This window comes from Haloarcula sp. K1 (assembly GCF_001647155.1).
Taxonomy (GTDB): Archaea; Halobacteriota; Halobacteria; order Halobacteriales; family Haloarculaceae; genus Haloarcula; species Haloarcula hispanica.
Genome location: NZ_LRHL01000034.1, coordinates 212,254 through 227,665, shown reverse-complemented (window position 1 = coordinate 227,665; position 15,412 = coordinate 212,254). Strand labels below are relative to the sequence as shown.

Sequence of the window (15,412 nt, the reverse complement as noted above, 5' to 3'; positions counted from 1 at the left end):
GTCAGTCACCTACCGCGTACGGCGTAAGTTCGTCCAGTATCGGCTCCAGCGCCTCGCTGTCGTCGGCTTCAATAATCGTCGCCTCACGCTCGGAGGGAGCCTTCGGAATCGGGTCGACACCGGAGACAATGGTCGGGGACCCGTCGAGACCGATGTAGTCCGGGTCGAGATTGAGGTCCTCGTGGTCCCAGACCGTGAGATAGTCCTCGTACTCTTCGGCCCGCTTCTGGGTCTCCTCTCGGAGGTCCTTGTGGTTCAGCCGGTGGCTCGCCTTCCGGTAGGTCGGTTCGAACTCGGGGTCAGCGACGATGAAACACGGCATCGGCGCTTCGACCGTCTCGATCTCGGAGATGTCGCCATCGACCAGCCGCTTGGCCCGGACGGTACCGGCGTCCTCGTCGATGTCGAGCGAGACGACGTGGGTAATCATCGGCCAGTCCAGACACCAGCAGGTCTGTGGGCCGGTGTGACCCGTCTCGCCGTCAGCAGTTTTGAACCCGGCAAACACCAAGTCCGGCTGGTCGTCGAGGTTCTGGAGGCCAGTGGCGACAGTCATCGCAGTGGCCCACGTATCTGCGGCCCCCATCTCGCGGTCCGAGAGGAGATAGAGGTCGTCGGCGTACACGTCCCGCATCCCCTCCTGTAAGACCTCTTTGTATCCCGGCGGCCCCATGCTCATCAGCGAGACGTGCCCCCCGTTGCGGACTTTCGTCTGGAACGCCGCCCGAAGCGCGTGCTTGTCGTTGGGGTTCATCACCGTCGGTGTCTTCCCGCGTTCGAGATGGCCATCCTCGTCGAACGATACCTGTCCCTCGCGGAAGTCCGGAACGCCTTTCGTCATAACGACTGTGTGCATGGTATCACGACCCTCGTGAGTGTATCTCACACAAGAATCTATAATAAATGTATGTTTACAAATCTGTATGACAGGTAGGCGTATCTGTCTCAGGGGTTGTAGAATCCAGGTAACACGCTGTATGACGACAGCCTGACAGCTATGGGGCGTTTATATTTAGGGTGTGGAATGCTGTAATCCCGCGGAAACAGGGGGTCCGATAGCTCAGATGCGACCGGCGCGGCCCGGGTCCACGTCGATGGCATCGACCGGACACACGTCGACACAGAGCATGCAGTCGATGCACTGCTCCTCGTGGGCGGGGTCGGCCTTGATTTCGCTCTCCGGATGATCCGGCGTGTCGACCCACTCGAATACGTCGACAGGGCAATCCTCCAGACACGCGCCGTCGGCGATGCAGATATCGAAGTCGACGGCGACGTGTGTCCCGTGGATACCCAGTTCCTCGGGTTCGTCGACCGGCCCCCAAACGTCGTGTCCGTCGTGCTGTTCGACAACGTCGCGGTTCTCCTCGAACTCCGGATCTATGGCCATTGGTATCTTATCTCACTTTTGGGAGCTACTTAACTTTTCGACCTGACCGTCAGAATCCGGGGCCGTCGCGGCGATCCGGGCCCCGAGTGTCCCCCGGTCCGAGATCATCGATACGGTCGGCCGGTCCCGGCAGGTTGCCGCCGGGCAAGCCGGTTCTCTCGCCTGCACCGGCCGCGTCACCGGTATCCGGACCGCCGACTCCGACCCGCCGGATGAACTCGACGGTCCGTTCGTACACGTCATCGTAGTTCGCCCCGTGGAAGGGGAAGCCGTGATCCGACGGCACCGTCTCGTGGACGACATCGGTCATCGGCCCGAGCGCGTCGGCCAGTAGCTCGGACTGGGCTGGCGGGACGACGTCGTCGTTGGTCCCGTGGAGCAACAGCGTCGGCGGGGCGTCGGTATTCACCTGACCGACCGGCGAGGCGAGGTCGTAGGCCGCAGGTTCGTCGTCGGGCCCGCCGCCGAGATACGCCCGGTGGGGCGCGTCGGCTTCGTCGTCAGCGGCGTTATCGAGTGCGTGGAAGTCGTAGATGCCGGCGTAGCCGACGACAGCCGACAGTCCCGAGGACGCGCCGGGGTACAGTTCGGGTTCGAAACCAGGTTCGTCCGCCGTCAGCGCTGCCAGGACGACGAGATTCGCGCCCGCCGAGTGGCCGACGCCGACGATGTGGTCAGTGTCCGCGCCGTAGCTCTCGCCCTCCGTTCTGGCCCACTCGATAGCGGCTTTCACGTCGACCAACGCCGCCGGGAACGTCCACTCCGGCGCGAGGCGGTACTGGGGCTTAATGACGAGGAAGCCGTCCGCCGCGAGGTCGAGCGCGTGCCGTGCGAACTCGCCCTTGTCGCCGGACGTGAACGCGCCGCCGCGGACGAGCACGGCAACCGGTTTCGGGCCGCTGGCCGCTGGCGAGTCGTACAGGTCAAGCGTCAGCGTCACGCCGTCCATCTCGTGGAACGGGATATCCCGCTGGACGGTTACCGACTCGGGAGCGGTATCTGTCACGGGCTACAGTCGGGCCGTCGCGGACATAAGCCCGACGCTATTCGCTCTCGACGCCGTGGTCGAGCGAGGCGTCGGCATCGCGGGCGTCCAACGACGCCTCAGCACCGACCAGTGCCACCACAGTCGCTGGATCACACGGTCGCGATAGCCGACTGGTCACTGCTGCGTTCCTGCAGGCGAACGAAGTCACCGCTGCTGAACTCGCTGTCCGCCGGAGCCTGCCGGTCGATGACTGCCATCCCACTCCCCGGCTCTCTGTTCTTGAGTGGCCTGACAGTCAGTTGCATCGTTCTGAACGAAGCGAAAAAGCTCGGTTCTCGGGCGGTACGCCTGTGGCCCGACGGTCAGCCTTCGACCTCGATCTGCTTGCCGCGGGCCGTCGCGCCTACCTCGACGGGCAGGCGCACCTTGAGGATACCGTTGGTGTAGTTCGCGGCGATACCCTCGTCGTCGACCCGCTTCGGGAACCGGAAGCGTCGGTGGTACGTCCGACGCTCGCCGCGCTGTTCGTCCTCACGTTCGGCGGCGATGTTCAACATGCCGTCGTCCCAGGAGACGTCGATGTCCTCGACGTCAAAGCCCGGGAGCTCGACGTTGAGGACGAACTCGTCGTCCTCTTCGTACAGTTCGTAGTCGTCGCTACCGGTTTCGAGTAGGCGGGACGGGAGGTCAAGACCGCGCATCCAGGAACTCGGTGTGGTTGTTGGCAGTGCCATTGGCCATCACCTCGTGTCCATTTGACACTAGTGTTGCAGTTCGTAAAAAGTCTTACTAACCATGGTATATGACAACAAACAGTAATTCAGCTCATCGAGAGTTTAAAATAACCACTGCAAGTAGCCCCAGTCGGGTTAGAAGGCATGATTCGGGTAATGAGGAGACCGACTACAGGCAAGCGTATTTTTTACTAATAATACCCATCTATCGATAAGATAAAGTGGGAATAGGAGTATCGTTACTGGAACGATGTACGGCCGCTTCGTGACGGCCCTGTGGGTCCTGACGGGCCTTTCCGCGGTGTTTTCACTGCTCGCGTGGCGCAAGCGGGAGGACCCTGGCGGGACGCCGATGGTGGTGTTTCACCTCGCTCTGTCAGTCGGTGCTGCCAGCTACGCCGTCGACATCACCGCGACGACGCTGTCGACCCAGTTGCTCGCCCGACAGGTCGCGACCATCGCGCAGGGTGCAGTCGCTATCTCCTGGCTGCACGCCGCGTTGCAGTACGCCGACTTCGACCGGGCGGTGACGCGCCGGGCCGTCGGGCTACTGTCGCTTGATCTACTGATGCTGATGGCCGTGTTCGTCTTTCCGGGCGTATCGCTGTTCGACCTCCCGCCCAGCGGCTCCGTGGGGTCGCTGGTGGTGACGCCCGGGACCGGCCTCACAGCGGTGTTCGTCGCCCACATGGCGACGATTCTGATTGCGGCGCTCGCCGGGACAATCGTTCTCGTTCAGTTGTTCGTCCGCTCGCGACACCTGTACCGAACACAGGCCGCTGCCGTCCTCGTCGCGGCGCTGGCTCCCTGGACCATTGCGCTGACCCAGCAGTACTTCCTACAGATACCCGAAGACGCCACGATTTTCGCCTGGGGGGTCTCCGGGATAGCGATGACGACCGGGCTCTACACGTTCAAGACACTCGACCCGGTGCCAGCCGCCCAGGAGACCATCGTCGAGCAGATGGGCGATGGAACGCTCGTTCTGGACGTCGACGGTTGTATCAGCCACGCGAACCCAGCGGCCGAGACCCTCCTCGCTGGCCCCGAGGAAACGCTCGTGGGCCAGCAAGTAGACGCCGTCATCCCGACCTGGGACAAAGTCACGGTCGACGACGACGGACAGTCAGACTGGTCGGAACTCGCGCTCTCCGTGGACGGCCAGCAGCGGTTCGTCGAACTAGAAGTGTCACCGTTTACCGACCGGTTCGACGGGCTCGTCGGCCGGCTCGTCGTCCTCCGGGACGTCACGGAGCGGAAGCAGCGCGAACAGCGGCTGGCGCAGTACAAGACGATTTTCGAGGGCGTCAGCGAACCCGTCTACGTCCTCGACGAGCACGACCGGTTCGTCACGTACAACGACCCGTTCGCCGAACTGGTCGGTACCGTCGGGGACAGTCTCGTCGGCGAACGCTTCGAGACGGTGCTGGGACAGATGGAAACCGAACCGATGGACGACGAGCCGGGAGAGTTCCTGATCCGGACCGCGTCCGGCGAACAGGTCCCCTGTGAAGTCGATGCGGCGGACATCGAACTGGCCAGCGGTGAGTCCGGCCGAGTCGGCATCGTCCGTGACATCTCACAGCGAAAGGAAATCGAGTCCGAACTCGCAGTGACGACCGAGCGTCTGGAGACGCTCGTCGAGGCCGCCCCGCTCGCGATTGTGGCGATGGACACCGACGGGGTCGTCGAGGTCTGGAACCCCGCCGCGACAGAGCTGTTCGGCTGGTCTGCGGACGAGGTTCTGGGCGAAACGGTCCCCGTTATCCCGGCCGAAAATCGACGGCAGACCATCGAGCTTCATGCGCAGGTACTCGAGGGCGAGCGTCTGGCAGGCCACGAAACGGAACTCCAGCGAAAAGACGGGAGCCACGTCGACGTGAGCCTCGCTGCTGCCCCGATACGCGGCCTCAGTGGCTCTGTGGTCGGCAGCGTCTCCGTCATCACGGACATCACCGACCAGAAGCGGCGGGAGCGACAACTCCAACTCCAGAACGAGCGGCTGGACGAGTTCGCCAGCCTCGTCAGCCACGACCTCCGGAACCCCTTGCAGGTCGCCAGCGGCCATCTGGAACTGGCGTCACAGGACGCTTCGGCGGACGTACGCGAGTCGATAACGGCCGCAACGGACGCCCTCAATCGGATGGAGACGCTCATCGACCACACCCTGACGCTGGCCCGCGAGGGGCGTGACATCGGCGACCCCGAACCGGTGTCGCTCCGAGACACGTTCGCTCGGGCGTGGGACGCCGCGCCAACGAGCGCGGCCGAGCGCCGGATTCGGGACCCGCCGGAGCGCGTACTGGCCGACCCCGACCGCCTCGTCGAACTGTTCCAGAACCTCGTACGAAACGCCGTGGAACACGGCAGAGACGGTGCTACTCCCGAATCCGGGCCAGCGGTCGACGGGGCAGGGGCGGTCACCATAACGCTCGGAGCCACGCCGGACGGCTTCTACGTCGCCGACGACGGCCCGGGGATTCCGCCGGACCAGCGCGACGCCGTTCTCGAATCGGGCTACAGTACGAGCGATGACGGCACCGGGTTCGGCCTGTCGATAGTCGAAACGATTGCCGAGGCCCACGGCTGGGAACTGAAAATTACCGACAGCGAGGACGGCGGCGCCCAGTTCGAGTTCAGCGGCGTCGAGATCGAGACACAGGGCGAAGAACCGACCGCAGAGTCGTCGTGACGGCGGCCTCAGGGATGGGTGAAGTACGCGACGGACTCCGTGTCCGGGTCGTCCGCGACCTCGTCGAGGCGGGCGAAGCCGATGCGTTCGAACTGAACCACCTCGTCGGCGTCGTAGTGGCGCAGTCCCGGTTCGGCCACGCCTGACACGTCGCCGTCCATCGTCCGGAGGCGGACCTGTGGCCCATCAGCCGGTGCCCAGTGAATCACGTCGACGCCCTCCTCGCGGACGGCGTCGATGTCGTCGCCGGTGTACTCGAAGGCGTCGCGGGTGTGGCGCACGCAGCCGTACCCCTTGAGCCAGATACGCTCGCCGTGGCTCGGCAGGTCGTCGCCCTCGACCACGACGCCACTGGTCACTGGAATCTCACGGCGGCCACGCTCCTCGAAGTCCGGATGCAGGGGCGGTTCGCCGGCGTCCGGACCGCCGACGACCTGGCGCTCGACGAGGCCGCCGTGATCCTCGCTGTCCCGGACAAAGAACGCCCGGTCAGACTCGTCGTCGATCAGATCGCGGTTGTTCGAGTAGATCGACGACATCGCCAGATCGACGTTGGAGGTGGACGTGCCCAGTTGAATCATCGCGTCGACGACGGCCTCGCCGCGGATGCCGCGCCGTTCGAGGCTGGCGACGGTCGGCGCGCGGGGGTCGTCCCAGCCCGCGAGTTCGCCGTCCGCGATGAGTTCGGCGATGCTCGACGTGGACAGCGGCACGTCGTACTCGTCGACCTGGACGTGGCCCCAGTGGATGACCTCGGGGTACTCCCAGTCGAAGTAGTCGTAGACAAACTGCTGGCGTTTCGCGGAGTCCTGCAGGTCGATACCGCGGATGATGTGCGTGACGCCTAGCAGGTGGTCGTCCAGCCCGCTCTGGAAGTCCAGCATCGGCCAGCAGCGGTACTCCTCGGCCGCCTCGCGCGGGTGGGGCGTGTCGACCATCCGGAAGGCGACGAAGTCTCGCAGCGCGGGGTTCTTGTGGGTGATGTCGGTCCGGACCCGCAGCACCATCTCGCCGCTGTCGTACTCGCCGTCGACCATCGCTTCGAACTCCGAGCGCGTGGTCTCGGCGTCCTTCTCCCGGTGGGGGCAGGCCTCGCCGTTGTTCTTCAGGTCCGAAAACTCACCCTGCGGGCACGAGCAGGTGTAGGCCCCGCCCTTGTCGATGAGCTTGCGAGCGTACTCGTAGTACGTCTCGACGCGGTCGCTGGCGTTGACCACGTCGTCCGGTTCGAAGCCGAGATAGTCGATTGCGTCCAGAATTGCGTCGTAGGCATCCAGATCCGGCCGCTTGGTCTCGGGGTCGGTGTCGTCGAAGCGGCAGATGAACTCCCCGTCGTAGCGCTGTTTGTACGTCCCGACGACAGCGGCCATCCGCGCGTGGCCGATGTGCCACGGCCCGTTGGGGTTTGGCGCGACGCGCATCCGGACGGTGTCGTACTCCTCGGCGTTGGGCAGGTCCGGCAGCGGGTGGTCTTCACCCTCGTCCTCGCTCTCCAGTTCTTCGAGTTTGTCCGGCGCTAACTCCGCCAGCCGCTCACGGCGTTCCTCGGCATCCATGCCGTTGACCCGCTCGACGACCGGGGCGATAACGCCCGGAATCTCGTCGCCGTACTCGCGGAACTCCGGGTTCTCGCCCATGAGTGGCCCCATGATCGCCCCGACCTGTGCCTCGCTGTCGTGTTTGACCGCGTTGAGGAGCGCGTTCGTCTCCGCCGCCTCCGTGATTCGGTCTCGCAGCTCGTCGTCCATTACCGGGACCTGCGACTGGGAGGGTCAAAACGCCGTCGGGTTCGGCTAGCTATTGGGGCAGGGTGTCAGCAAACGGTTCACATAGCTCCTTGGTCTGCAACGATTCGCTTCATTCAGTACAGGGTGCAGACACACTGATTAGTACAGCGAGCACCGTCAACAGCCCATACTTGTGGAGATAGTCCGAGAACCAACTGTTCCGTTGCTATCGATACGGACTTCTGCAAACCGGGAATTACAGTCGAAATGGTCAGTTGTTACTGGGTACGTTCCAGTCGTCTGTGTTGATTCGTCCGTCACTGTGAGGAGGTACCCTGGAGACGGGATTTCCAACCAAAGTGTCCCGTTCGGTGGGAGTGTTTCTGTCCGGGTTACGACTGAGGAATCACTGTCATTGTGTATTATCTCGACGGATACGGTTCGATTCATCGGGCTAGCATTCCAAACCTGAATCGGCAAGCCATTCCCAGTTTCACCGACCTGGATGACGACAGAGGGTTCGGCTTTTGTTCCTTGGTATGGGGCTGGAACAGATGGATCAAGCGTCGGCTTGTCAGTCGTCGTTACATCGGGCGGGCCGCTGTGGGCAGAGAGGGTGGGAAACAGGAGTAGTGAAGCTACGATACCGACAGTGATGATGAGAAACACCGCAAGAAACGGACGAATATTCATCACGCAAGCAACTCATCTATGGCGGTATGTGTTTTCCGGTTGTTAAGTTTGCAGACGAGTCGTGTATTCTACGCACGACGGGTCACCCGCAAACGGAGAGTGGTCACTCCACAGCACTTAACGAGTCCGCGACCCGTTCCAGCGCGCTAAGACCAGTCACCTCGCCGGACTGGTCGGGAATCGTCCACACGTCAAGGTCGGGCAGCGACTCCCGGAGTTGTGCTATCGCCTCCTCCTGCACCGCCTGTTTGCCCTGACAGCGCTGGCAGTCGCCGGCGTCCTCGATGACCTTGTTCACGACCAGCGTCGTCACCGGCACCTCGAACTCCCGGAGCTTCCCGACCAAGCGCTCCGTCTCGCGGACGGCCATCGTCTCCGGAATCGTGACGACCCGGAACGCCGTCTGTTCGGGGTCCCGCAGGACCATCCCGACCCGCTCCATCCGCTCGCGCATCGCTGTGAAGTCGTCCGGGCCATCGTCGCGCCGGTTCGCCATCGGGCCGAACATCATGGTCCGGGCGGTGTTGACCTTCCGGCGGACCTGATCCCGGAGGTCCATCGCCGTCGCGACGCCGCGGTCCATCACGGACGGGAGGTCGAGCAGGCGGAGCGTGTGGCCGGTCGGCGCAGTGTCGAACACCACGCGGTCCCAGCGGTCGCTCTCGATGTACGTCGCCATGCCCTCGATGGCCGCCAGTTCGTCGCTGCCGGGCATCACGCCGGTCGTGAACAGGTCGGCGATTTCGTCCTCGTCCATCCGAATGCCGGCGTCAGCAAACTCCGACGCCAGCGCCTCGAACAGCGACCGGTAGCGGTCGATACCGGTCTGTGGGTCGATCTCGACACCCCATAGCCCCGACTTGATTTCCGTCGGGTCGCCGCCGACGTCGGTTTCGACGGCGTCGGCCAGCGAGTGTGCGGGGTCGGTGGAGACGACCAGTGTCTCGTGGCCCGCTGTTGCCAGCCGGTGACCGGTCGCCGCCGCAACTGTGGTCTTGCCCACGCCGCCCTTGCCGCCGTAGAGGAGGTACCGAGTCACACGACTGGCTATGGTCTGACAGGTCTTAGTTGCTGACCAGCAGCTATCAGGGTCGAAGAAGCGCGGAAAAACGGGCCGGCGGACCGCGCTCAGTAGTCGCGCTCGACGAGGTAGTTCGCGATGCCTTCGAGCAGATACCGGGACTCGTTGTCCGGCAGGACTTCGAGGTTCTGCTTGCCGCTCGCGATGAGGTCCTGCCCGGTCTGGCGGGCGTACTCGATTGACCCTACCTCTCGCAGACGCTCGACGGCGTCGTCGATTTCGGCTTCCGAAACGGCCTCGACAGAGTCCGTGTCGACGAGGTCGCCCACGTCGACGCCCTGCTGGCGAGCGTGCAGCGTCACCAGCGTCTGCTTGTTCTCGACGAGGTCGGACCCGCGCTGCTTGCCGAGTTTCTCAGAGGGCGTCGTCAGGTCCAGCAGGTCGTCCTGAATCTGGAACGCACGCCCCACGTCGAGCCCATAGTTGTACAGGGCGTCGACGGTCTCCGCGTCGGCCCCGAGCAGCGTGGCCGGGATCGAGGCGGCCGCGCCGTACAGCACGGCCGTCTTGAGTTCGACCATCTCCAGGTACTCCTCGGGCGTGACGACGTCGCGTTGCTCGAACTCGATGTCGAGGGACTGGCCCTCGCAGATGCGGGTACACGTCGTCGCGAGTCGCTTGTTCGCCTCGACGGTCTGCTCGGGGGCCGCGCCCGTATCGAGCAGGAACTCGAACGCTTTCGAGTACAGCGTGTCGCCGGCCAGAATCGCCGTCGAGAGGTCGTACTCCTTGTGGACGGCGGGCACCCCGCGTCGGAGCGCGTCGTCGTCCATGATGTCGTCGTGGATAAGCGTGAACGTCTGGATGACCTCGATAGCGAGGGCGGCCGACATCACGTCGGCCCGCCCGCCTTCGAGCGTCGGGAAGTCACGGTAGTCTGCCGTCAGCGGGTCGACGTCGAGCAGCGACTCCGCGACCAGCAGCAGGACCGTCGGGCGGAGCCGTTTCCCGCCCGCGTCCAGCAGGTAACGCGACGCCTCGTAGAGGTGGTCCGGCTTCTGCACCGGAAGGTCCTCGGGGAGGGCGTCGTTGACCCGGTCTCGTCGGGCGACAATCGCGTCTTCGACCTGCTGATGGCGTTCGGACATCGATTTACTCGGTGAGCTGGATCATGTTGCCGTTGCGGGTGATGTGGAGGTCCCGCCCGGCTTTGTAGCCCATGTTTTCCGCGAGGTCGACGTACGGTGCGAACCCTTCCAGACTCTGGTGGGCCGGAATGATGTTCTTCGGCTGGAGCGCGTCGATCATCTCGTAGTGGCCCTCCTCGCGGAGGTGGCCCGAAACGTGGATGTCGTCGTAGATGCGCGCACCCTGCATGCCCAAGAGCTTCTCGGACTGGTACCGCTGGCCCTCGTTGGTCGGCTCCGGAATGACCCGGGCCGAGAAGATGACCTTGTCGCCGTCGTCTAGCTCGTAGGGCGTCTCGCCGCGGCCCATCCGGGTGAGCATCGCGCGCGGCTCGCCCTGATGGCCGGTGACGATGGGGAGGAAGTTCTCCTTGCCCTCGTTCATGATCCGCTTGAACGTCCGGTCGACGGACTTGCGGTGGCCGTACATGCCCAGGTCTTCCGGGAAGTCCACGAAGTCGAGCCGTTCGGCGGTGCCGGAGTACTTCTCCATCGAGCGACCGAGTAGCACCGGCTGGCGGCCGATGTCGTCAGCGAACTCGACGAGGCTCTTGACACGAGCGATGTGTGAGGAGAACGTCGTGGCGACGATGCCGCCGTCGTAGTCGGCGACGCTGTCCATCACGTCTTTGAGGTGGCGACGCGCGACGGATTCGGAGGGCGTGCGGCCCTTCTTGCCCGCGTTCGTACAGTCCTCGATATAACAGAGGACACCCTCGCCCTCGCGGCCGATCTCGCGGAACCGCTTCATGTCGATGGGGTCGCCGATGACCGGCGTGTGGTCCATCCGCTTGTCGAGCCCGTAGACGACTGCGCCTTCCGGCGTGTGAAGCACGGGGTTGATGGCGTCGATGATGGAGTGTGTGACGTTGACGAACTCCAGTTCGTTGCGCTCGCCGATGGACATCGTCTCGCCGGCGTCCATCTTGACGAGGTCGTTCTGGACGCCGAACTTCTCCTCGCTCTTGATCTGCTGTTTGACGAGTTCGATGGTGAACGGCGTCGCGACGATGGGTGCGTCGTAGCGGTGGGCGAGCTTGGAAATCGCGCCGATGTGGTCGAGGTGACCGTGTGTCGGCACGATAGCCTTCACGTCGCCTTCCAGGTCGGACATGACCCGGTCGTCCGGGATGGCACCCATGTCGATGAGGTCCAGCGAGTGCATCCGTTCCGTCTCGACGTTGTCGTGAATCAGTACCTTCGAGAGGTTCAGGCCCATGTCGAAGATGACGACGTCGTCCCCTGCACGGACGGCCGTCATCTGTCGGCCTACAGCCTCGTAACCGCCAATTGTCGCAATTTCGACTTCCATAGTTGTAGCTCCGAGTGGAAAGCCGGCCGCGGGCATCCGGTGGGGCACGGCAACGACGGTATCTGCAATGTAGGCGACTTCGTCCGCGTCGGCGCTCCAGGCCAGTCGGGTACGCCCGTAGCCTGGGCAACCGCAGTGAGAGGGACTTCCGTCCCGCAACTTACATCCGCCGTCTGCCGGCCGCCGAACCGCGGTCCGCGGGCGGCCGTGCGCTCGGTTACTCCGGACTACAACGGCGCTTCTTAAAACGGTGTGGGTTCGTCGCTACTCGTCGTCTAAGGGGTCCGAGAGCGGGTCGTCGTCACTGGAGACGTCGAAACCAGTGACACCGTCGTCCGCGAGCGTTGCGTCCTCGTCGTCAGTCGCGTCCGCGTCCTGAGACTCCGCCTCGCTCTGCACGCTCTCGTCATCCTCGGCCTCGGGTGAGTCATCGTCAGCACCACCGAACAGGTCGTCCGTCGTCCGCGGGCCACTGGACGTGTCTGGCCTACCGGATTCGTCAAGTAGTCGGGTGTCCTCGGTTACGGCGTCGTGCTGGTCCGCCTCGGCGGCATCTGGTGAGCCGACAGCAGTGGGTTCGGTGTCGGCTTCAGGTTCGGTTTCCCAGTCGTCGGCTGGTGCTGGTTCGTCCGCTCCCCAGTCGTCAGCCGCAGCGGGTTCCTCGCTCTGCGTGTCGAACTCCGCGGGGTCCGGCGGAGTCCACTCCTGTGGTTCCGTGCTCGATTCTGGTTCCTCGGCGGCGTCCTCAGCGAGCAGGTCGCGGTCCGACTGCTCGCTGGCTTCGGACTGGGGTTCCATCGTTTCCGGCTCACCGGCGAGATTCGTCGGGGATGGCTCCGCAGTAGTGTCGTCCACTGCTTCGGATTCCGGTCCAGCAACGTTTTCCGCCGGCTGTTGGTTCGATAGCTGTTCGTTCTGGGCCGTCTCCACTGCGTCTCCGTCCGTCGCCGCGGCCATCGTGTCGTCGGTCGACGGTGGTTCTGAAGTGTCGTCGGTGTCCAGAAGGTCCTTGTCTGTCACTGGGACATCGCCTGCCACCGGGTCATCAGCTGTCGCCGGGTCAGCATCCGCCAGCAGATCTTCGTCGGCTGCCGTCGCCGGTGCGTCATCAGTCCCGGCCGCCGCAGCGTCGGACGTAGCGGACGCCGCTGCCCCGTCGGATGGGTCGGAGGGTTCCTGTGCGGACGCGTGGATCTCCGAGTCTCCGGACGAGTCCGCGTCCGGCTCGGAGTCAGCGACCGGCTCCGATACCTCGGGTTCGGCCGTTGCCGGCTCGACAGTCGCTGAGTCGGCGGCCGGTTCCGTCTCCTGAGAAACCGCCGGTTCAGTCCCGGCCGGCTCCGGCGTCGGTTCTTCCGATTCCGTGGCCGATTCGGTCGCCGCTGCGGCGCTATCATCGGCAGTTTCAGTTGCTGCCTGGTCGCTCGCTGGAGGACTGGCGGCTGCCACATCGCTCGCACCACGCTGTGCTGTCTGGGCCGCGAGCGTGCCCGCCATCGTCGCGTCGGCGATGAGCTTGTGGCTCAGGCCGAGCAGGCCGGAGAGCAACAGGAGCCCACCGAGCGCACCGACGACGACGCCGAGTACCGCGCGATAGCCTTGCGTCCCCGAGAACGAGTCGAGAGAGCCGTTCTGTATCAGCACGTACCCTGCAGCGATGAGGCCGCCACCGACGCCGGCGACGACAAGCAATGTCCCGAGAAACCTCGTTCCGTATCGATAGACGTCGGTCAGACCTACTGCAGACATAGTCGCATAATTGATAACAGAGGACAAATATGTTACGACAGCCGAAGAAGTGATATTTAAGCTACCAGTCTGCCAGACCTGGGCAGAGATACCCTGCATCAGCCAGCCTGGGCACACTATGGACTAAATCGCTTTCTGGGACGGGCCAGTCGACGACAGTAGTAGCAGTCTCACCAGTCGTCGTCATCACCAGCGATAGTCGTTCCCGGGCTCTCACCGGCGAGAAACGCGGGGAGTGCGTCGGGCCCGAACACGACGGCGGGGGCCGAGAGGGCGAGCAGCGCACGGACCTTGCCGGCCATCCCACCCGACACGTCCGTCGCGTCGCTCCCGCCCAGTGCCGATGCGACGGCCTCGAATGTCTCGATGCGGTCGATGACGGTCCCGTCGTCATCGAGAACGCCGGGAACAGTCGAGCAGACGCCGACGCGGTCCGCGTCGACGGCGGGCGCGAGTTCGACGACCAGTTCGTCGCCGCTCAGAACCGTCGCGCCCGCACCGGCGTGTGCGACGAGGTCGCCGTGGAGGACCGGGACAAACCCCTCGTCGAGCAGCGTCGTGACCTGCGCCGTCGGCAGCGAAAGGTCACTGTCGGCGTCGCGTGTGGCCGCCGAGAACGGGTGGATCGGGACAGCCGGAACTCCCTGCCCAGTGAGTGCTTCAACGACAGCGGCGTTGAGCCGACACATCGCCCCGTGGATAGCCCGGACACCGTCACCGTCGTGGGTCCCTTCGGTCGTGCTGACGCCGTATTCGGCGGCGTGATGGTGACCGAAGCTCCCGCCGCCGTGAACGACGACGATGTCGTCGCCGACCGCCGACTCGGCGATGGCAGACACCGCGTCCGACAGGGCGGCCCGGTCGACCGTCTCGGGCTCGTCTTTTTGTGTGATGACACTCCCCCCGAGTTTGAGGACGACCGTCATTCCTGCCGGACCCCGTCGGTGTCCAGTTCGGCCCGGAAGACATCCTCACACCCCGGCGTGTACTTCAGCGCCGTGAGTGCGTCGTCCGTCTCGTCCAGTGCGACGATACAGCCGCCGCCGCCGGCCCCGGTGAGTTTCGCGCCGTGTGCGTCAGCGTCGCGGGCCGCCCACACCATCGAGTCCAGCGACCGCGAGGAGACGCCCAGCGCCGAAAGCAAGCCGTGGTTGAAATCCATCAGCTCCCCGAGCCGTTCGTAGTCGCCCGTTCCCAGCACCGCCTCGCCCTCGCGGACGATATCGCCGATTGTCGCGACGGTGTCGGCGGCGAAGTCGTACTCCTCGCGGAGGTCTCGGACGCCGGCAACCAGCGCCCCGGTGTCGCCGGCCCCGCCGTCGTAGCCGATGACGAAGGGGAGGGTGTCGATGCCGTCCAGCCGCCGGCAGTCGTTGCCCTCCACGCGGACTGCCCCGCCCATCGCCGAGCAGAACGTGTCCGCCCGCGAGGCCTGCCCGTCCTGTACCTCGTGTTCGACCTGATAAGCGCGGTCGGCGATTTCGCTCGCCGGCAGTTCGACGCCGAGTTCCCGGGTCGCCGCGTCTATCGCCGCGACGACGAGCGCGGCAGACGACCCCAGCCCCGCCCCGAGCGGGATGTCGCCCTCGACGGATATCTCGAAGCCCGCTTCCGGCGCGTCGGCCGCGTCACGGGCCTGTGCCACTGCCTCGTTGACGTACCCCATGCCGGCTTCGACGAGCGATTCGGCGACGTCCACGTCCGGATGGCTCTCCCCGTCACCGGTGTACTCGACGGTAAAGCCGTCCAGTTGCAAGTCGTTCGCGTGGATTCGCAACCCCTCGTCGATCTCGGTTGCCGTCACATGCACTCGCCGCTCGATGGCGCAGGGCACCGCCGGCTCACCGTAGACGACCGCGTGCTCCCCGAACAGGTACACCTTCCCGGGAGCGCTCGACGTGACCATACCCGCTCGTGTG

General features: G+C 64.6%; 13 protein-coding genes. 1 reads left to right on the top strand and 12 read right to left on the bottom strand.

What is annotated here, in order from left to right; genetic code table 11:
* Position 1: 1 nt before the first annotated feature.
* The 5 genes from AV929_RS11785 to AV929_RS11770 all read right to left on the bottom strand — a co-directional run bounded on the left by AV929_RS11785 (position 2) and on the right by AV929_RS11770 (position 3,112).
* A complete protein-coding gene (locus AV929_RS11785; protein ID WP_050037686.1) occupies positions 2-856 on the bottom strand; it encodes an electron transfer flavoprotein subunit beta in 855 nt (284 codons plus the stop codon).
* Between the two features lie 204 nt (positions 857-1,060).
* Positions 1,061-1,390, bottom strand: coding sequence for a ferredoxin family protein (locus tag AV929_RS11780; RefSeq protein ID WP_004593526.1), 330 nt, complete (start codon positions 1,388-1,390; stop codon positions 1,061-1,063).
* Between the two features lie 49 nt (positions 1,391-1,439).
* Positions 1,440-2,396: an alpha/beta hydrolase gene (locus AV929_RS11775; RefSeq protein WP_064288334.1), complete on the bottom strand. Its 957-nt coding sequence runs from the start codon at positions 2,394-2,396 to the stop codon at positions 1,440-1,442.
* A 131-nt stretch (positions 2,397-2,527) separates the two neighbouring features.
* Entirely contained in the window at positions 2,528-2,683 is a 156-nt protein-coding gene (locus AV929_RS21905) for a hypothetical protein (protein ID WP_014039772.1), read from the bottom strand.
* 57 nt (positions 2,684-2,740) lie between these two features.
* On the bottom strand, positions 2,741-3,112 hold the full coding sequence (locus AV929_RS11770) for an Hsp20/alpha crystallin family protein (RefSeq protein WP_023843159.1): 372 nt from the start codon (positions 3,110-3,112) through the stop codon (positions 2,741-2,743).
* A gap of 250 nt (positions 3,113-3,362) precedes the next feature.
* Here AV929_RS11770 and AV929_RS11765 point away from each other — a divergent pair, with 250 nt between their 5' ends.
* On the top strand, positions 3,363-5,804 hold the full coding sequence (locus tag AV929_RS11765; protein ID WP_064288333.1) for a PAS domain S-box protein: 2,442 nt from the start codon (positions 3,363-3,365) through the stop codon (positions 5,802-5,804).
* Between the two features lie 8 nt (positions 5,805-5,812).
* Here AV929_RS11765 and AV929_RS11760 read toward each other — a convergent pair whose 3' ends face one another.
* From AV929_RS11760 to mvk, 7 genes are all read right to left on the bottom strand, one after another.
* On the bottom strand, positions 5,813-7,552 hold the full coding sequence (locus AV929_RS11760; protein WP_064288332.1) for a glutamate--tRNA ligase: 1,740 nt from the start codon (positions 7,550-7,552) through the stop codon (positions 5,813-5,815).
* Positions 7,553-8,327: 775 nt separating this feature from the next.
* A complete protein-coding gene (locus AV929_RS11755; RefSeq protein ID WP_064288331.1) occupies positions 8,328-9,263 on the bottom strand; it encodes an ArsA family ATPase in 936 nt (311 codons plus the stop codon).
* A gap of 89 nt (positions 9,264-9,352) precedes the next feature.
* Complete coding sequence (idsA3, locus tag AV929_RS11750) at positions 9,353-10,393, bottom strand: geranylfarnesyl diphosphate synthase (RefSeq protein WP_064288330.1); 1,041 nt, start codon at positions 10,391-10,393, stop codon at positions 9,353-9,355.
* Positions 10,394-10,397: 4 nt separating this feature from the next.
* Positions 10,398-11,744, bottom strand: a complete 1,347-nt coding sequence (locus AV929_RS11745) for a ribonuclease J (RefSeq protein ID WP_064288329.1) — start codon at positions 11,742-11,744, stop codon at positions 10,398-10,400.
* A 264-nt stretch (positions 11,745-12,008) separates the two neighbouring features.
* Entirely contained in the window at positions 12,009-13,493 is a 1,485-nt protein-coding gene (locus tag AV929_RS11740) for a hypothetical protein (RefSeq protein WP_064288328.1), read from the bottom strand.
* A 170-nt stretch (positions 13,494-13,663) separates the two neighbouring features.
* Positions 13,664-14,419, bottom strand: coding sequence for an isopentenyl phosphate kinase (locus AV929_RS11735; RefSeq protein ID WP_064288327.1), 756 nt, complete (start codon positions 14,417-14,419; stop codon positions 13,664-13,666).
* Positions 14,416-15,399 carry a mevalonate kinase gene (gene mvk, locus AV929_RS11730; RefSeq protein ID WP_064288326.1) on the bottom strand — a complete coding sequence of 328 codons (984 nt, stop codon included), beginning with the start codon at positions 15,397-15,399 and terminating at the stop codon, positions 14,416-14,418. Before mvk ends, AV929_RS11735 begins: the two co-directional genes overlap by 4 nt.
* Between the last annotated feature and the right edge of the window lie 13 nt (positions 15,400-15,412).

Coding starts and splice junctions, on each gene's coding strand:
- AV929_RS11785 (WP_050037686.1), bottom strand. CDS start 856: ATGCACACAGTCGTTATGACGAAAGGCGTTCCGGACTTCCGCGAGGGA.
- AV929_RS11780 (WP_004593526.1), bottom strand. CDS start 1,390: ATGGCCATAGATCCGGAGTTCGAGGAGAACCGCGACGTTGTCGAACAG.
- AV929_RS21905 (WP_014039772.1), bottom strand. CDS start 2,683: ATGCAACTGACTGTCAGGCCACTCAAGAACAGAGAGCCGGGGAGTGGG.
- AV929_RS11770 (WP_023843159.1), bottom strand. CDS start 3,112: ATGGCACTGCCAACAACCACACCGAGTTCCTGGATGCGCGGTCTTGAC.
- AV929_RS11765 (WP_064288333.1), top strand. CDS start 3,363: ATGTACGGCCGCTTCGTGACGGCCCTGTGGGTCCTGACGGGCCTTTCC.
- AV929_RS11760 (WP_064288332.1), bottom strand. CDS start 7,552: ATGGACGACGAGCTGCGAGACCGAATCACGGAGGCGGCGGAGACGAAC.
- idsA3 (WP_064288330.1), bottom strand. CDS start 10,393: ATGTCCGAACGCCATCAGCAGGTCGAAGACGCGATTGTCGCCCGACGA.
- AV929_RS11745 (WP_064288329.1), bottom strand. CDS start 11,744: ATGGAAGTCGAAATTGCGACAATTGGCGGTTACGAGGCTGTAGGCCGA.
- AV929_RS11740 (WP_064288328.1), bottom strand. CDS start 13,493: ATGTCTGCAGTAGGTCTGACCGACGTCTATCGATACGGAACGAGGTTT.
- AV929_RS11735 (WP_064288327.1), bottom strand. CDS start 14,419: ATGACGGTCGTCCTCAAACTCGGGGGGAGTGTCATCACACAAAAAGAC.
- mvk (WP_064288326.1), bottom strand. CDS start 15,399: ATGGTCACGTCGAGCGCTCCCGGGAAGGTGTACCTGTTCGGGGAGCAC.